Below are 18,250 nucleotides of genomic sequence, written 5' to 3'. Positions count from 1 at the left end.
TAAAACATATAGCTATAGAATTATTTCTTTTTTTTTGTTATTATTTAAAAAGATCATCTTGAAATGCTCTCTTTGACGATATTTATGTGGGTGTATTTTAAAAGAGAATAAGACGTTTTTTTATATGGTCTTTGATCTAAAATATTAGCGGTATCTATCTGATCAAGTCCAATATCAATAGTTATAATAAATCTATTCGAGATATTACCTATTTGAAAAGGAGATAAAACGTGTTACCTAATGAAATTTCTTGCTTATTTTTAACAAAACAACAACTACAGATTTTGACTATCCTTCTTCGTTTGCATCCTGGAGAATTGTTACTTATAAATATTGAGAAACAGTTAAACATCTCAAAAAGACAAGTCAGGAGAATTGTAGATAACTTAAACGAAGAGTTTCTGGAACTGGATCTTACCGGAATGACCATCCCTGCTTTAGAGATTTGCGATGGTCAGCTACAATTTGTCCCTAGGCTTGAGGATGCAGAATACGTACGACTAATTAATTGTATGAAAGAAAAATATATGTCTATATCGGGACTTTACCAGGTTCTTTTATTCGTCTTAGAAAAACGCAGCTTTACTTTGATCCAGTTAGCTAACGCCTTAGCCTATAGCGAGTCTTACGCCTACAAGCTGTTAGGCAAATTAAAACAATTTCTGACACTATTAAACAATGGGATTCATCTAACTAAAAAAGGGGAACTGACTATTTGTTTAGCTGGTGACGAGTCCTCTGTCCGAATGCTGCACTATCTTTCGGTCATGGTTGTCTTAAGTGGAAACACTTGGCTGTTCAAAAATATTAAGGAGGAAGAGATCGAGGCAGTTCACACATATCTTCATTCCAAGCGTTACAAGGTACTATCACCTTTGAATAAGAAGCGTGCTAACTCTATATTTGCTATTTACGAATCAGCATTGAGAAGCTCTTGTTACCTTCCACAACTGCCTGAAGCGGTTTTATCATTAGGCAGGTATATGAATAAGGAAAAAGAAATACCTCTATATTTGAAATACTTAAAAAAAGAGAATCTCGGTAATAACGATCAGTTGCATCAAGAACTGGTTCATTTAGCCTATGTGATTAATTATTTTACTCAAGAATTACGGACGAAAAAAGAGAAGATAAGCTTAGGACAAGGTCTATGTTCCCTTAAAGACCATGAAATTGTAAAGCCTTGTTTCCAGTTAGTTAATGAGATTCGAACTGAGTTCCAGTTGTCGGATGAAAACTATTATTTTCTAATTTATACACTATGTAATCGTTTAGTGGTGATTCATTATTTAGAACTGTATAAATACATGCTTTTTGATGAACCTGTTAAATTTACGGGAGAGGCAGAGCTTTTCATTGGGGATGCCATGAATAAACTATTTAAAAGATATCGTAAGGAAGATTCGTTTACTTGGCTCAAGAATAGTTTTATTCAAATAATCGTCGGCTATTTGACGTTATCAGCGAATACGACACAAAAGGTCTATGTTGAATTTTTGTTGAAACCCGAGTACAAATCAGTAATCGAAAATTCTTTGAGTTTACAGTATTCTGAAAAAGTCTTAAAAATCGTAGAGGAATACAATCAGGCCGATATTGTAATTTCCGATAATTATCTGACTGACTCACAAAAGAAGTACTTTTTTTTTCGAGACGTTTTTGATCAGAATGCTTGGAAAAATTTAGGTGCTTACTTAAACGAAACAATAAAAAATGAAGTGATAAAGAATGTACGACTGTCTAAATTTTAGCAGTCGTATTTTTTTATATACGACAAGGATGAACATTTTCGATGGTTCTGTCTATTACTTAGCCTGATTTAATAAACGGTGAATTATTTCTAAAACTGATAAAAGCAAGAAAATAGGGTTCTGCCAGCAGTTTATAATCATTCGTATATAGAAGTTATCCCAGTTAGGTTCATTTTGGAAAAAAGATGATAATTAAAGAATGATAATAATGATATTATAGCTCTGTAAGCAAATGAATATTGGCTGATCTAAGCATTAGTTATTGATTAATAACAATGAACATCCATCTCATTAACGGATGTTTTGTTATTTGTTTTGAACAATATATATTCGTCTATCTAAGCAATAACTTCTATTAGGAAGGCTAAATGAGAATAGTAAAGGAGATGAAAATGAGTAAAAAGTGCAAAGGGTTAGGCAAGACGCTAGCTTTCTGCTTCGCGAGTAGTTTCATTTTATTTTCGAACAGTGATCGCGTACAAGCAGATAGTAATTTGGATTATTTTTTGCAGGAAGAAGCAAAAGAATTTATTCCTATTACAGGCAATTTTGATTACGGGGCAGACGCTTCTCTTGGAGGTGATAATGTAGTAAAAGTTACTGAAGATAAGCAAAGCCAAAAGGGAATTGTATGGGCCAATAATCAGTTGGATATGACTCAGAACTGGTCCACCGAGATGAAAATGTTTTTAGGCTATGATGAATGGCAAGGAAATCGAAGTGCAGACGGAATGGCGTTTGTTCTTCATAACGATCCCAGAGGAAAAAATGCAGTAGGGGACGCAGGTGAAAGACTAGCGGTATGGGGAGTAAATGACTCCGACAACTACATAAGAAATGGTTGGGCAGTGGAATTTGATTTGTATGCCAACACCACAATGGGTGGCCATACATTTGACGCTGATATCTATGGCAGTTCTTCCATGCATAACTATGGGCACATCGCTAATAGTTATACAAAAGTTGGGGGACACTGGATTGAACCACCTGGAAAATTTGCCATGACACATGAGGATTTAATGATGCCTGCTTCAGCAACCGAACGCTTGAATAATGGTCGCTCAAAAACCTTTAAGGCTTCTTGGAACGCAGAAACAAAGAAAATCACTTACAACATCAGCTATATCGATGCCACGGGAAAAACGATTGATTATGGCACGGTTACTAAACAGTTGGATATGAATCAATTTGGCAGTGATAAGCTTTACTGGGGGTTTACTGGATCTACTGGAGAACAAAAAGCTGCGCAATATGTCGGTTTTAAGGAGTTTCCACAAACAATCAATGCCGAGGCGATTCCGCAAGAAACAATCTTAGGTGAAGCACTGGAGGTTAATGAAGCCAACTTATCGGATTACTTGACCATCACTAGTGGAGATAACGTACAGATAGCTTCTATCAAAAACGACGTGGACTATCACCTAATTGGTACCCAAAATATACTTGTTGAATTAATGGACAAGCATGGAAATACTGAAACGGTTGAAGTGCCGGTAACAGTAAAATGGGGCAACAGTGTTGTTTATGGAAGTTTTGACTACGATTTTAATGGACGAACGAGTGCCGCATTTACTCTTAATACCTTGACATCCCCGTACATCACGGCTTCAAAAGGCAAGATTGATGACAATGAGATGATGCATTCGCTTTTACAGAATCAGCTCTACTATACTTTCAATTGGTTTGATTTATCTAACAAGCAGAATATGCTAATGACAGAAACGCTTGATGGCGATAGATTCATCAAAGCTACTGGAGATGACTTGAAGACAGACAAACTGAAAGAGTGGGGCAACGATCAGCGACAATTAGTCAATTATGGTGATATCGTTCGTGCTTGGCAAACAGAAACGGATAAGAATTGGCTTCATGAGGATGAAATAAGACATAGCTATAATGCAGGCAAAAAAGCTGTTTATTATGAAATCCATCCAAACGGCTATCGTCTCCTTCATTTCAATCATCTAGCTGGAAAAAAAGGGACGGTTCCGCTTTTTTCATCAGAAGAGTATTTGGATCGACATGTTTCAGAATTTATTGATCTGAAAGGTTATCCCAACATTAAAGCCAAAAAGTTCTCTCAATATCCTGATACGCAAACAATTGGCGAAAAATCGGCTAAAGTTCTAGTAGAAGAAACGCTTTTATCAACCGGAAAAACGGTCGAATACGAATACGATGTCCTAGTCAATGTAGAGGATACTCGTGAAGTAACGGCGGTGGCTGTCCCTCAGCAAGCGATTCTGGGAACGGATCTCTCAACTTTCAATTACAAAAAATTTGTAAAAGACATCAAGTTTGGAGAAGAAACTTTAAAGACAGATCAGTATGATGTTGAACTGATAAATAAGTTGTTTACTGATTTCGTAGGCGATCAAACGGCTATGGTTCGGGTGAGTTTAACCTCTGACCGAGAAAAATCAGTTGAAGTACCAGTGCTGCTAAATGTGAAATGGGGGAATAGTGTAGTTTACGGCAGCTATGATTATGGCGGTGACGGCCGAACCACAGCAGCCTTCACTCTGCATCCAGGTAAGAAGCCGTTCATTACCGCTACCCAAGGAAAAAATGACGACAACCATGATATGCACGCCAATTTTCATGATAAACAGTATTACAGTTTCAACTGGTTTGATTTTTCTGACAAGGCTCAATTCCTGATGACAGAAAAGAAAAAAGGCAATGCGTCGATTTATGCTCAAGGGGAAGATTTGAAAAAGGATACCTTGAAAAAATGGGGAACTAAGCAAAAGCAACCCGTAAACAACGGGGATGTCGTTAGAGCTTGGCAAGTGGAAACGAATAAAAACTGGCTGTACGTAGATGAAGCTGAACAAACGCATAACCAAGGAAAAGAAGCCGTTTATTACGAAGTAACCGAAAACGGCTACCGCCTGCTTCATTTCAATCATCTGGTCGGAAAAAGCGGAACGGTTTCGCTTTATACAACCGAAAAAGACTTAGATGAAAAAGTTGAAGAATATATGGATCTAAAAGGTTACCCAAATATCGAGGTTAAAAAGTTTACGCAATATCCTAATACCAAAGTAGTCGGAGCGCAAAAAGCGGTTGTTTTAATAGAAGAAACTTTAGCGACAACTGGTAAAAAGGTCCAGTACGAGTACGAGGTTACGGTCAACGTGGAGCCTGGCGAACTGACCTTGAATGCGCCGGAAACAATCAACTTTGGCAAAATCTCTAGATCAAAACGAGAACAAATTGTTCAACGGCAGGTTGAAAACAACTTAGGTCTTTCGGTAAACGACAGTCGTGGCGATGGCAACCAAGGCAATTGGCGTTTAACTGCTCAGGCGAAAGATACAGACGATACGCTTGCTCCTTATTTAATCGTCAAAAACAACCCTTCAGAAGCAGGAAAGTACTTGAATCAGGAACCTGTGGAAATTCATACGCAAGCTAAGCAAATCGATGTCGACGGACCTTTAGAAGTAGATATTTCTGAAAAATGGACTAAAGAGACTGGGATTTTATTAAAAGTACCTTCCAAAAACGACTTAGAAAATAAAGAACACACAACCAAAATTACTTGGAATCTTTTGGAGGGACCTCAATGAAAAAGAAAACAAGCTATCTGATTGGGATAGCCGCCATAAGTCTCTTGGTGCTATCCAGTTCCCTTGAAGTATTCGCTGGCGAAAGCCAGGGAAGTCGAGCTACAGTTTCTGTTCTTGCTGATGAATTAGAAGAACCTTCTGAAGAAGACAGCAATGAGACGGACGATACTGAAGATTCTGATACAGGATGTTCTGGAAGTGAAAGTACCGACAGCTCTACTAGCGAAAGTACTGAGCCTTCCAGCAGTGAAAGTCATGATGATGGTACCAATGCGGGCACCGAAAATTCTGGTAACAAACAGGAATCCAGCAATCAAGGTGCCCCAAATAATAGTAAGACAGATAATAATTCCAATAGTCAGAATGTTAGTCATTCAACTGGAAATCAGCACAAGCAATACCCGCAAACCAATGATCGATATACCCCGCTTTACTCTATTTTAGGTGGAATCATTCTTCTAATAGGATTAGGTGGTATATATATAACTTACAAGAAAAAAGGAGAAATTAAAAATGAAAAAAATTAGTTTAGCTGCAGCAGTATTAGGATTAACAACAGTGGGAGCTTTAGCATTAGGACAAACAACTTTTGCGGCTGAAGGAGATACTAATAAAACAAAAACAACTCAAGCAATTGTAGAAGTTGAAGGCGGCGGCGAACTTTTAATTGACCGTGCAGACGAAATCTTGTTCAAAACAGTTAAAAGTCAGAAGGCAGAACAAACAGTGGACGAACAAACGGGAAAAGAAGCAATGGTTATCGTGGATGACTACCGCGGCATGACGAATGAAGGCTGGACGCTAAAAGCAAAACTTACCAAAGAAAGTTTTGCAGATATGAAAGGTATGAACATGTTCTTCAAACCTTCAATCATGAAAAACGAAGCTGTAGCTACAGCAATGGATACGGTTGGACCTCTTAACAAGAGCGAGCAATTAGTGACAAGCATCGACGACAGCAAAATTGCTGATTCATTAGTAGATACTGAAATCTTACTAAACGCTGAATTAGTCGTTCCTGGCAAAACAAAAGCCAGTCAATATTCAACAGACATCATTTGGAACCTATCAGAAGGCCCAGAAGCCTAAAAAGCTTTAACGGAATACTGACAGATTGATATAAAAACTAGGATCAAGCCACCTCGTGTGGCTTTTTTCCTCAGAGGAGAAGTAAATGATACGAAAAATAAGAAACCTGATTATGCTGATGACGCTAATTATCAGCGGCCTAGTATTTGGCCAAATCGCCTTAGCAGATGGCAATGACTATCTCGTTCGAGCGATATTACCAGAAAATCAAAACCCAGATGTCTCAAACTTTTTTGATTTAAACGTAAGTCCTGGACAAAAGCAAACCCTGCAGGTAATGCTTGCCAATCCTACCGACAGCCCACAAAAGTTCAAAATGTACATCAACACCGCTACTACTAATCAAAACGGGATCGTTGACTACACTCAATTGGATTTTGAACGGGATGAATCCATGAAAGTTTCTCTAAAGGACTGCATTACGATTGCTGAACCGCAAATCGAAGTGCCAGCTAACAGTGAAAAAGAAATTAGCATGGAATTGACGGTGCCAGAAGAACCCTTCGAAGGGATCGTATTAGGCGGCATCACTATTGAACCGGATGTGAGTACAGAGGATGAGAAGGGCGGCAGTATTTTTACCCGAACCATTGCGATCCAACTATCAGAAACTGAAAATGAAGTCACACCTGAGATGGATGCCGGCGAAGTAACGATTTCTCAAGATAACTTGCATAATAATGTGCGTTTTGAGTTGCGAAACGTGACACCAACCTTGATTTCAAAAGTAAAAGCAACCACCAACATTACCAAAAAAGGCAGCGATAAGCCGATTCTTGAACAAGAAAGAGAACAATTATCCTTTGCACCCAATTCAAAATTCAATCTGATGAGCGAATGGAACCAGCAATTCCAAGCAGGAGAGTATACATATTCGATCCAATTAACCGATGAAGCCGGTCACGAATGGCGTTTTATCAAAGACTTTGTGATCGAAGCCGATGCCGCCAGCAAATTGAACAAAACTTCGGTGGATGAAGGGGCCGGCTCTTGGACCGATTATGCCATTTACTTGATTGCGGCCGCAGCAGCCTTGATCATTATCGGCTGGTTGGTTTATCGTAATAAGAAAAAACAGACCGCTAAAAGCGCATAATAATATAGGCACTCTTCTTCTGCAGAGCGACTGCAGCTTTGAAGAGTGCCTTTTTTTCTATACTCTTTCGAAGATCACCCGCTGAATCACCACAGGCTTCAAGGGTGCATCTTCTGCATCCGTCATCTGATCCGAAATATTTACCACAATATCCATGCCTTTATACACCTGACCAAACACGGTGTAACGGCCATCCAATTCAGGCAAACCGCCAAGCTTCAAATAAGCTTCTTCCACATTCCTTGGTAAGGAAAGCTTGGGCAGCTGCGGTTCATTCACTTTAGTATTTTGGACAATGAAAAACTGGTTGCCATTCGTGTGGGGCCCATGATTACCTAAAGCTACCGCACCATTAAAATGATACAACCCCTTTCGCACCTCGTCAGCGAAATACCCGCCGTAATTGGAAAGGGCCTCATCACCCGATCCGTCCAAGGCACCCCCTTGAATCACAAATTCTTTAATGACTCGGGCAAATAAGCTGCCATCATAGAAGCCGTCTTTTGCCATTGACTGCCAATTTGCCACCGCTAAAGGTGCCTGATCTGGAAACAGTCGCAACCGGATATCTCCATGATTGGTCACCAGCACACAGATTTCTTCTCCAGATTCCGGGGCTTCCAGCTGGACTAATGGTACATCGGCAACCGAAATGCCCTGATCCTGCCACAATACATCATAAACTTGCCAACGGACACCTTCAGCATTTCCTAACCGAGACATTCCTAACAACACACGATATTCTGTTGCGGCTGTCTGGAAGGTCAGTAGTAAATGCCCGCGTAAATCATTATAATCATCCGCCGCAGCTACTTGATAAAACAAAGTAAATACCGTATCAATACAGCGTAGCTCCTGACCCGCAAAAGCAGCAAAGTATTCCAGCACCGTTTCCTTCTGCAAACTGTCTGTCACAACAAAATCAGCCAACTGATTTTGCTTCACAGCTCTAAGCAATGCTTCCGCAACTTCTTTTATCTCAATTTCATCCCAATGGCGGGCCATCAAATGATTGATGGGTTGTTCTTGGGCGTAATCCTTCAGGCTGTTCATTATCTAACTCCCTTACCGTTTTCTTCTATTATATATAAAGCTGAATCGCTTTCATAGAGTTGGGATAGAAGTGAGAGAACGATCTTTTCCTTGGATCACCAGCAGCTGATCCACGTGACATTTTTCCAGCAGCTGGCTCATTTCCTTAAATCCCAGCTGATAGTCCTCAGCCACATGAGCATCCGACCCTAGAGTAAAAAGCTTGCCGCCTAAGCTTTGGTACAACGGAACTGCGTAGCGATACAGCTTATAGTTACCATATTTCAAAAAGCTTTTGGCATTCAGTTCGAAGGCCATTTCTCGTTCAATCACTTTTTTGAAAATGCGAGTCAGCTTGCCTTCAAAGTGCTCCGCCAACTCATCCGGGGTAAAGGACAATCGACGCAAACCATAATCAAAATGAGTCAGCACATCGCCTTCTGGAAAACGTTCCAATACTGTCAGCATTTGGCTGAAGTATTCATCAGCTGTTTGGAACTTATCCATAGTCAACACTTTGCCATCCATATAATCAAAGTGACCATTTTGATGTATGCTGACTAATTTTAAATCATAAGGGTGCTCCATCAAATAGTCCACGATCTGTTTCTCTTGGCCTGGAACCACTCCAATTTCAATCCCCCGAAGAAACTTCGTAGGGTATTCTTCCCGTAAGGTCCGCAGCTTTTCGATGTAAGCCGGATAATCTGGAATGTCGTCTTTTCCGTCAGATGCAGGATTGTTTAAATCAAAGTGGTCAGTTGAAACGAAGTATTCAGGCTCACAAATCAAATAATCTTCAAAATTTTCCTCCGAATCAAAGGAAAAGTAGGTATGCAAATGCTGATCGTAATAGTTCATAGAAGCCTCCTTTTTTTCTATGGTACCTCAGATAATGAAATACGTTAACACCAAAGACGCTATATTTACAAACCACACGTAACCTTTACAATGTTCACGGGAACTTTTCAGGAAATTGATTCTCTTATCATAACGCTTTGTTAAAGTGTAACTATTGAAAGGGGAGTTAAATTGATGAAAAAATTTCGTAAGTTGGCAATTGGGTTTGTATGTGTGTCCGCACTAAGTATGGTGTTGGCAGGATGTGGTTCCGAAGAGAACACGAACCAAGCAGCCGCTGAAGATGACACATTGGAAACAATCATCGAAAAAGCCAAAGAAGAAGGCGAAGTTGTTAGTTTGGGGATGCCTGATACTTGGGCTAACTGGGTAGGCACCTGGGAAGATCTGGAAGCAGAATACGGCTTGAGTCACGTGGACACCGATATGTCCAGTGCAGAGGAGCTTGCGAAATTTGAATCTGAAGGGAAAGACGGTACCGCCGATATCGGGGATGTGGGCATCAGTTTTGGACCTTTAGCCGAAAGCAAAGAATTAACTCTACCATATAAAACCAGCTATTGGGATGAAATTCCCGACTGGGCCAAAGATGACAATGGTGACTGGCTGTTGAGCTACACCGGTACGATATCCTTTATTACCGATAAAGATAACGTCGATCAGGCACCTACCAGTTGGGAAGATTTGCAGTCTGGCGATTACCAAGTAAGTGTCGGCGATGTGACGGTGGCCAACCAAGCTCAATTTGCCGTATTGGCAGCAGCAATTGCTAATGGAGGGAGTGAGTCCGATATTCAACCGGGCTTAGACTACTATAAAGAAATAGCTGAAAACGGCCGCTTATCGACCGTTGATGCCAGCGTAGCCAATCTTGAAAAAGGCGAAATTGATGTAGCGGTTGTCTGGGACTTCAATGGATTGAACTATCGTGATCAAATTGATGCTGATCGTTTTGAAGTGACGGTACCAACTGACGGTTCAATTATCAGCGGCTACACAACCTTGATCAATAAGAATGCTCCGCATCCAAATGCCGCAAAACTAGCACGGGAATATATTTTGTCAGATAAAGGACAAATCAATTTGGCAGAAGGTTATGCTCGTCCAATTCGGGAAGTCGAATTGCCAGCCGAAATCGCTGAAAAATTATTACCAGATTCCGCTTATGAAGCAGCGGTTCCAGTAGAAGACAATGCTGCATGGGACGAAACTTCAGTGGAACTTCCTGAACTTTGGCAGTCTGAGGTATTGACCTATGCCAAGTAAGCTTGACAAACTAATTGTGGTAATTTTAGACGGCTGTCGTTACGACACAGCCGTCTCCCAATTGGGTTTTATGAATCATTTAGTGGAGCACCAGCAGGCCAGCTTATTAAAGGTTACCAGCGAAATGCCCAGCAACTCCCGCCCGTTGTATGAAGTACTGATGACGGGCGTTCCCACTTATCAAAATGGGATATACAGCAACTACCATGCTCAGCGCTCAAAGGAATGGTCGCTGTTTGAATTAGTTAAGGAAGCCGGCGGGATAACAGGAGCCGCCGCCTACCATTGGTACAGTGAATTGTATAATCAAGCTCCCTACAATATTATGACTGATCGCATCCAGCATGATTCTGACAAGCTGATTCAACATGGTATTTTTTATAGCGAAGACAGCTATCCCGATTCCCATTTGTTTGCGGATGCCCATTTACTAATAACCGACTACCAACCGGATTTTCTAGTGGTGCATTCCATGAACATTGACGATGTTGGTCATAAATACACCGCCAATTCACGGGAATATGCCGCAATGGTGAATCAAGCCGATGCTTTACTAGCAGTCTGTGTACCGGAATGGTTACAACTGGGCTATCAAGTGGTAGTGACTGCCGATCACGGAATGGATGAAAATGGGCTTCATGGAGGCAGTTTAGCCGCTCATCGTGAAGTACCTTTTTATTTAATTTCAGAAAAACGTCACCAGCTGCAAGCAGAAGCGCTGCCCCAACTACAAGCGGCACCGCTGTTCTGTTACTTATTAGGAATCGATCCGGCCGAAAAAATGCAGGCGGTTAACTCATTACTAAAGGATGCCAGTTCCACTTTTTTCAGTTCTTAATTTTTGAGATCAATCAAAGATCAAGAACTGAAACAAGGTACGAAACACTTAGTGGAATGGTATGATTCACGCCCCAAAAGTCGGTTTTTGTAACCTTATCAGTTTGGGGATATATCCGACAAACGTGATAAAGAGCTGGGAAAAATTCTTCATTCTATAAGATGATTCTAAAAGAGCTGGTTTTTCCTTATCCGTTATTCCTTTTATCAAATTTTTTATGTTAATGGCACCTATCTTAAATGAAAACCAGATTTTTGTGCGCAAGAATCCCCTGACGGGTATCTGGTCTACATGATAACGACGACGCAAAATCGACGGAACACCTTCAATACCATTTCTAAAGTGAGCGAGTTTTTGAAACTCTTCGCTTTCCATAAATTTTAGATGTTGCGCTCGTGAAATCTTTTCTTTTGTTAGTCTTACTGTAGCTGCTTGTTTTTGCAATTTTGGTTTACAGGTTTCCAAGAGCGGGCAAGCTTCACAGGTCGCTTTATCAAACCAACCGCAATAAACTTTATGGTCTTTATGGAAACTTCTTTTGTAGGATAGGTGCCCAGCTGGACAACACATTGTCCCGTCTTCATTGATTTGGAATTCTCCTTTTATCGTGTCTGGGAGAAGGCCCGAGAGATTTGTTGGGACAAACCAGATGTTTTGTTTTGAAGCTTGTTGTTGATTGTGAACACTACCAAATGCTCCGTCAGAAATAAGCGTTGTGCGCTGTTGAACCTCTCCGAGTTTCTCTAGAACTTCTTTACAAAAGATCTGATCACCTTTGATATTACGCGCATAGTCATATTGGGAAATGATAGAGCCGTTATCACCAACAGTTTCCACGACATTTCCTACGTAGCCAAAATGATGCTTGCCAGCTTTTTTTCGATAGGTGGCCTCTGGATCATAAGGATTTTGGATACTTGATGCCGTAATTTCTTGACCTGGTTTTTGTTGTGTTTGACCAGCATCATCTGTGAAAGTTTGTTCTTCAAGAACCTGACACAACAGTTGGTAATCGGGTAACTGGTGATAGTTTTCGTTTAATTCTTCTTTTAACGAGACCGCGTCTTGAATCAACTGGTCTAGTTTTTCCGGGGTGTCTCGATCAGTATCATGGTAAAAGACTTGATTGGCATCGGTAGGATCAAGATAGTGCATTTGGTCTTTTGGACAATCCCTATCGCTCATAGATTCGATGGCTTTGACAAGGTTTTGTACGCATCGATACATTAATTCTAGACGAGACATTCTGCGACAATTGGCGGAAACCATCAGACTGTCCATTCGTTTCATTGTTGGTTCAATCTCAAGAAATTGAAGAAAGACTTCGGCGAGTGCTTCCATTTCTTGTTGGAGTAAATCTTCGCCGGTTTCTAATAGGTGAAGATACAGGCGATTTCGGAAACGATTGAAACTATTTTTACTAACTGGCTGTTCGTCAAAACTAGTAGTGTGCAGCGCGTATTGAAAGCGCAGGTCGCCACAAACAATGGCTTCCAGCAATTCTTCATCCGTCATTTGTAGTAATTCTTTTAACAACAATGAGCCAACTAAAATATTGACGGGTGTGTTAGGACAAGAAGCAGGATCTGAACTATACAAAACGGCAAAACGTTCTTCGCAAATGGCAGGAAAAACAATATCTCCGAATCCCTTGGCCCAAGATTTAAGGACGAACTTCTGTGTCCGCTCGGGTGCTTGTTGGAATCGATCATTTAACGAGAGTTGTTGTGAAGAATTTAGTCTAAAAGCCATGATGAAGCCCCCTGTCTACATTTCTTAGCTCTATTATACTACGTTAGGAAGCGTCGCATCTTTACTTTTGGGGTGTGAATCATGGTATGCGTATTGAGAATCAGACTCACTTTTTTCAGAGAAAAAATGATTACCTAAACATCGAAATAGGAGGTCTAACGTGAAAAAACGTCTAATCTTATTCCCAGCATCTTTTATATTCTGTGCCTTTTTATTACTGCCTTTAACCTTTATGATTTTAGGCAGTTTGCGCAGTGATTTGACCAATCAATGGACGCTGGCGAATTATACGGATATTTTCAGCAATGCTTACTATACTCAAGCCTTTGTTAATAGTGTACTGATTGCGACCACATCTAGTATCATCGGTTTAATTGGTACCTTTATTTTATGCCTGTGTCTAATGAATTTGTCGTCGCGTCTGCAGGAAAAGATTACTTTTGTTTCGAATTTGGCAGCTAACTTTGCCGGAATTCCTTTAGCATTTTCTTTCATTATTTTGCTGGGAAATGTTGGGGTGCTGAAAATGCTGTTGCCGTTTTTAGAAGACTTTAATTTGTATTCTTGGTGGGGACTGACCGTAACCTATACTTATTTCCAAATCCCTCTGGGGGTACTGTTTTTGTATCCTAGCATGAAGGAAGTTAAAAAGGAGTGGTTAGAATCAGCGTTATTATTGGGAGCCTCATCCACGTATGCTTGGCGGAAAGTCGCCCTGCCCTTTTTGCGACCATCGATCGCTAGTACGTTTATCATTTTATTTGCGAACGGAATGGGCACCTACGAAACAGCCTATGCTTTGACCAGTAGCAACGTGAATCTATTAACTATTCGAATCGCTGCCTTGGTATCTGGTGATGTATTTGCGAAACCTAATATGGGCAGTGCGTTGGCTGTCGTGTTAGGAGTGTTACTGATTACTGCGATGTTGATTATCCAGAAGAAAGGGAAGGTGGTCCGATCGTGAAAAGGCTTGTAAAACCAATTTTGGTCTGCTTTGCTTTGTATTACTTTCTACCGATCATTGGCACGGTGCTGTACGCTAGCTCCACTAAATGGTCAAAGAGTATCCTGCCACAGGATTTGACCTTGCAATGGTTCCGACAATTACTCTCGGATTCACAATTTATTGCCGCTGTCGGGCGATCACTTTTACTAGCTGTTGTGGTGCTGCTAACAATCTTAATAGTTATGATACCTACAATTATTTGGATTCATTTGTATTATCCACGCTTAAACCAATGGTTAGAGAAATTGGTACTGTTGCCTTATGCTTTACCTGGTGTGATTTTGGTGACAGCTTTGTTACGAACCTATGCACAAACGGGGATTCCGATGTTTGTAGTATTAGTGGGTGCGTTGTTCATCACGGCGTTGCCGATTGTTTATCTGGGCATTAACAACCAAATGCGCTTGATTAATTTAAAGGAGCTGGTAGATGCTGCGTCTACTTTAGGTGCTCCCATGTCTACAATTGTTTTTCGTGTATTGTTTCCAAATATTCGCATCGGCACTACATTAGTGTCTTTGATGATTTTTTCTTCGGTGTTTGGCGAATATATGTTGACCAATTTATTAATTGGCGGGCGCTTCCAAACGGTGCGGATCTACATGTTCCGACGAATGAATGAAAATGGTCACTTAGCAAGTGCGGTGATGGTACTCTACCTTCTTTTCATGGTAGGGATCGCCTTAGCTACCTTCTTCTTAACCAATCGTCAGAAGCTGTCGCTCAAGCAACCCGTTGAAGCCAAGAAACCGAAAAAAGAAGTAATTAAAGGGGGCGTGACTGAGAATGTTTTTAGAAATACATGATCTGACGCTGTTTTTCGGCGAGAAGCAAATTTTAAAGATTAATGAGATTCAAATTGAAAAAGGTGAACTGGTTACCTTATTAGGACCTAGCGGCTGTGGGAAGTCTACCTTACTCCGTTGTATCACTGGCTTAGAACAACCAAAAACTGGAGAAATAGTCCTAGATAATGAACACATTGCTGATAAACCAACCAAGGACCGAAATATTGGCTTTGTCTTTCAAAACTATGCGCTGTTTCCAACTATGACCGTTTTTGAAAATGTCGCCTTTGGTTTAAAGGTAAAAAAACTCAGCGACAAAACCATTCAGGATAAGGTTCTGAAAATTTTAGATTTAGTAGCTATGACGGAGTTTGCTGAAAAAAATGTCCAATTCCTTTCTGGTGGGCAACGTCAACGGGTAGCTTTAGCCCGCTCTTTAGTGACTGAACCAAAAGTGCTGCTGCTGGATGAGCCATTAAGTGCGTTGGATGCTCGTATCAGAAAACAACTGCAACGAGATCTACGAAATATCCAACAGTCGTTAGGGATGACCATGATTTTCGTTACTCATGATCAAGAGGAAGCCATGCGAATCAGTGATCGAATTTTTGTGATGGAAAATGGTAAAGTGGCCCAAGTCTCTACCTCAAAGGAGCTTTATCAGAATCCCCGAAGTCGCTTTGTCGCTGAGTTTATCGGCAATTACAATCGATTCGAGTGGTTTGAATTAGAGCAATACACCCATGAATTCGCAATAAAAGGTAATCGCTATATCTATTATTTACGTCCTGAACTGATTCAGTTTGAGCCTCAGCCAAAAGCAGTACAAATTCCAGTTCATCTCAAGGAAGCCTTCATTTTAGGAAACATCCAACGTTATGTGTTCCAAACCGTTGACGGCAAGGAATTGATCGTGGATCGTTTGAATGATCAGAAAGAAAAAATTGGAGATACTCTGTATATCCAAACGAAAGATATTTTGGCAATTCCAGTGGAAATAGATACCCAACGTTATGCACAGCATAGTTAAAAGCTAAAACAAGACTTAACGGAAGTCTTGTTTTTTACTGGAATAACGTGCAAGTTATTCAACGTTATAAATTGTGTTTTAAAAATTTAAACACTAATCAGCTTCATAACCCTAAACACATTGACTTTTAGTCCGAGAGTTTTTATTCTGAATAGAGAAAGAATAGACGAGAGTGGGGATCTGAGTATGAAAAGGGCGTTGATTTTTGATTTTGACGGAACAATGATAGACAGTGAATGGTTGTTTTTTGAAAGTGTAAACAGTTACTTAATGAAAAATTTTGACTATCGCATTCCATTTGAAGTGTATCAAGAAGGAGTTGGCGCTTCAGCAGAAGGTGCCTTTTACCAGCAGATCAGCCGAGCCGTGGGTAAACCATTAAATATTGCCGAATTGGATGAATGGATTCTTGAGGACCAAATACGCAATTACGCAGCAGCTTCTTTAAGAAAAGGAATTCTTTCAGTGTTGGAAAAAGCTCACGAACACCAGTGGAAAATCGGTGTTGTCTCAAATTCTACGCTGGCAGAACTAAGCTACTACTTCGATAAGCATCCAGCGATTAAAGAAAAAATCGACGTCTTTGTCACCATCGATAACGTTCAAAAGGGCAAACCAGATCCTGAAGGGTATCAAAAATGTTTAGAGATTTTAGACGTTTCCCCTGATGAAACAATCGTGATTGAGGACAGTCCGTTGGGAGCAAAAGCAGCACTTGCTGCCAATCTCACTACCTATGCATACCCGAATGTTTTTACAACAGGGATGCTTTTTCCGCAACCGGTGAAGAATTTTGAACAAGTGGATAAGGTATTTGTTCAAGAAAGGAAGTAAATGAATTACCTAATTTTGAGCAAAAAAAAATACTAGTCAGTGGGTGGCTGACTAGCAAGGAGTTAAAAATGAAAAAGTGTTAGGGTTGTTTTGTTGGTAATTACTATTATAGTGAAGGGTTATGAATTTTTTATGACAAGACAATATAGAAAATCTTAAAAATAAAATTCTCAAAGTAATTGACCTATAAATTATCTGCCAAGAGTAAAATCACTATACTCTTGGCAGATTAGCTTTACAATAATGCAGCTCCACTAATTCCCCAAACTGACGCATTTCCACAAATCTTAATCGGGTGTTCAGACTATGAGAATCAAATAGTCGTTTGCCTTTCCCAAGTAGTACAGGAGCAATTTGAATGTACCAATGATCAATCAAGTTTGCGCTAATTAAGGGGGTTAGCAAATCAGCACCACCAACTAACCAAATATCTTTACCACGTTTTTCCCTTAATTCTTTAATGTAAGCTACTGGATCACTACTCACCGTTTTCTGCCCATCGATAATTTCATGGTTGCGTGAAAAGATAATCATTTCCTGTTCTGGATAGAGTGGGGCACCATTAGTTAGTTTTAATGCCTCTTGGTAAGTGATTCGCCCCATCACTACCGTACCGATCGTTTTAATAAATTCCTCATAGCTAGTAGTTTCACCAGTATTAGTTGTCAAAAGCCATTCCAAGTCTTCGTTTTTTCCAGCCAAATAACCATCCAAGCTAATGGCTCCATAAAAGATTACTTTGCGGATATCTTTCATCTCCTTTTTACATAGTATAACAAAAATATCGATGGATGAATTCAAATGAGGCCTAAAGAAAAAGTACAGTCTTTTGCCGAAAGTTTGAAAAAACGCTAGAATAAAAGTAAGGAGTGAGGACATGACTTTTTATGGCATTGAATATATTGAAAATCAATCTAGCATCAATGATTTGATCAAGTATGCAATTATTTTTATTGCCCTGATCTTTTTGATTATTGCGTTTAGCCTTTATATGCGGCATCGGATTCAGACCAAATATCGTGATTTAAGTATTATGCTATTTTTACTTTTGGTATTTATGTTAGGGGTTCAATACTCTGATTATACTCAAAATCAAAGCCGATATGATCAATCATCACAGATGGTAGCCTTCGTGAAGGAAGTAGCGCAAGAATTTGGTATCAGTCAGAAGGATATCTTGGTAAATTCTGTTCAGTTGACCGAGGGTGTAGTAATTAAGATTAAGGGTACTTATTATACGGTTCACTTAAGCACAGATCAAAGTTCTTACCAATTAACCGAGACTTACTTGGTTAATTCGGAAATCACAGTCAATCCATAGGAGGAAAA

At 40.1% G+C, this 18,250-nt stretch carries 16 protein-coding genes; 12 read left to right on the top strand and 4 right to left on the bottom strand.

What is annotated here, in order from left to right:
- Positions 1-230 precede the first annotated feature (230 nt).
- The 5 genes from IGI42_RS17745 to IGI42_RS17725 all read left to right on the top strand — a co-directional run bounded on the left by IGI42_RS17745 (position 231) and on the right by IGI42_RS17725 (position 7,511).
- Positions 231-1,751, top strand: a complete 1,521-nt coding sequence (locus IGI42_RS17745; protein WP_438717310.1) for a helix-turn-helix domain-containing protein — start codon at positions 231-233, stop codon at positions 1,749-1,751.
- A 392-nt stretch (positions 1,752-2,143) separates the two neighbouring features.
- Positions 2,144-5,326, top strand: a complete 3,183-nt coding sequence (locus IGI42_RS17740) for an L-type lectin-domain containing protein (RefSeq protein ID WP_438717309.1) — start codon at positions 2,144-2,146, stop codon at positions 5,324-5,326.
- On the top strand, positions 5,323-5,853 hold the full coding sequence (locus IGI42_RS17735; protein WP_438717308.1) for an LPXTG cell wall anchor domain-containing protein: 531 nt from the start codon (positions 5,323-5,325) through the stop codon (positions 5,851-5,853). Before IGI42_RS17740 ends, IGI42_RS17735 begins: the two co-directional genes overlap by 4 nt.
- On the top strand, positions 5,840-6,415 hold the full coding sequence (locus tag IGI42_RS17730; RefSeq protein ID WP_438717307.1) for a WxL domain-containing protein: 576 nt from the start codon (positions 5,840-5,842) through the stop codon (positions 6,413-6,415). The genes IGI42_RS17735 and IGI42_RS17730 overlap by 14 nt, the downstream gene beginning before the upstream one ends.
- Positions 6,416-6,500: 85 nt before the next feature.
- Entirely contained in the window at positions 6,501-7,511 is a 1,011-nt protein-coding gene (locus tag IGI42_RS17725; RefSeq protein ID WP_438717306.1) for a DUF916 and DUF3324 domain-containing protein, read from the top strand.
- Between the two features lie 57 nt (positions 7,512-7,568).
- Here the strand turns inward: IGI42_RS17725 and IGI42_RS17720 are convergent, their stop codons facing one another.
- Together IGI42_RS17720 and IGI42_RS17715 are read right to left on the bottom strand one after the other, a co-directional pair.
- A complete protein-coding gene (locus IGI42_RS17720) occupies positions 7,569-8,564 on the bottom strand; it encodes a peptidylprolyl isomerase (RefSeq protein ID WP_438717305.1) in 996 nt (331 codons plus the stop codon).
- Positions 8,565-8,615: 51 nt separating this feature from the next.
- Positions 8,616-9,404, bottom strand: a complete 789-nt coding sequence (locus IGI42_RS17715) for a PHP domain-containing protein (RefSeq protein WP_438717304.1) — start codon at positions 9,402-9,404, stop codon at positions 8,616-8,618.
- Between the two features lie 174 nt (positions 9,405-9,578).
- Between IGI42_RS17715 and IGI42_RS17710 the strand changes: the two genes are divergently transcribed.
- Positions 9,579-10,670, top strand: a complete 1,092-nt coding sequence (locus IGI42_RS17710) for an ABC transporter substrate-binding protein (protein ID WP_438717303.1) — start codon at positions 9,579-9,581, stop codon at positions 10,668-10,670.
- The gene (locus IGI42_RS17705) at positions 10,660-11,508 is read left to right on the top strand and encodes an alkaline phosphatase family protein (protein ID WP_438717302.1); all 849 of its coding nucleotides are present in this window, start codon (positions 10,660-10,662) and stop codon (positions 11,506-11,508) included. The genes IGI42_RS17710 and IGI42_RS17705 overlap by 11 nt, the downstream gene beginning before the upstream one ends.
- A 66-nt stretch (positions 11,509-11,574) precedes the next feature.
- On the opposite strand, the gene IGI42_RS17700 is transcribed toward IGI42_RS17705, so the two are convergent.
- A complete protein-coding gene (locus tag IGI42_RS17700) occupies positions 11,575-13,260 on the bottom strand; it encodes a transposase (protein WP_438715232.1) in 1,686 nt (561 codons plus the stop codon).
- Positions 13,261-13,420: 160 nt separating this feature from the next.
- Here IGI42_RS17700 and IGI42_RS17695 point away from each other — a divergent pair, with 160 nt between their 5' ends.
- The 4 genes from IGI42_RS17695 (at position 13,421) to IGI42_RS17680 (ending at position 16,921) form a co-directional block, all read left to right on the top strand.
- Positions 13,421-14,227, top strand: coding sequence for an ABC transporter permease (locus IGI42_RS17695; protein WP_438717301.1), 807 nt, complete (start codon positions 13,421-13,423; stop codon positions 14,225-14,227).
- The gene (locus tag IGI42_RS17690; RefSeq protein ID WP_438717300.1) at positions 14,224-15,075 is read left to right on the top strand and encodes an ABC transporter permease; all 852 of its coding nucleotides are present in this window, start codon (positions 14,224-14,226) and stop codon (positions 15,073-15,075) included. Before IGI42_RS17695 ends, IGI42_RS17690 begins: the two co-directional genes overlap by 4 nt.
- Complete coding sequence (locus IGI42_RS17685) at positions 15,056-16,087, top strand: ABC transporter ATP-binding protein (protein WP_438717299.1); 1,032 nt, start codon at positions 15,056-15,058, stop codon at positions 16,085-16,087. The genes IGI42_RS17690 and IGI42_RS17685 overlap by 20 nt, the downstream gene beginning before the upstream one ends.
- A 186-nt stretch (positions 16,088-16,273) precedes the next feature.
- Positions 16,274-16,921 carry an HAD family hydrolase gene (locus IGI42_RS17680; protein WP_438717298.1) on the top strand — a complete coding sequence of 216 codons (648 nt, stop codon included), beginning with the start codon at positions 16,274-16,276 and terminating at the stop codon, positions 16,919-16,921.
- 213 nt (positions 16,922-17,134) lie between these two features.
- On the opposite strand, the gene IGI42_RS17675 is transcribed toward IGI42_RS17680, so the two are convergent.
- Entirely contained in the window at positions 17,135-17,668 is a 534-nt protein-coding gene (locus tag IGI42_RS17675) for a dihydrofolate reductase family protein (protein ID WP_438718321.1), read from the bottom strand.
- A gap of 130 nt (positions 17,669-17,798) precedes the next feature.
- On the opposite strand from IGI42_RS17675, the gene IGI42_RS17670 reads away from it, so the two are divergent.
- Complete coding sequence (locus tag IGI42_RS17670) at positions 17,799-18,242, top strand: DUF3290 domain-containing protein (protein WP_438717297.1); 444 nt, start codon at positions 17,799-17,801, stop codon at positions 18,240-18,242.
- The last annotated feature ends 8 nt before the right edge of the window (positions 18,243-18,250 follow it).

This window comes from Enterococcus sp. AZ109 (assembly GCF_051714625.1).
Lineage (GTDB): Bacteria > Bacillota > Bacilli > Lactobacillales > Enterococcaceae > Enterococcus_A.
Note: the sequence above shows the minus strand (reverse complement) of the source record. Positions and strands in the feature narration are given on the sequence as shown.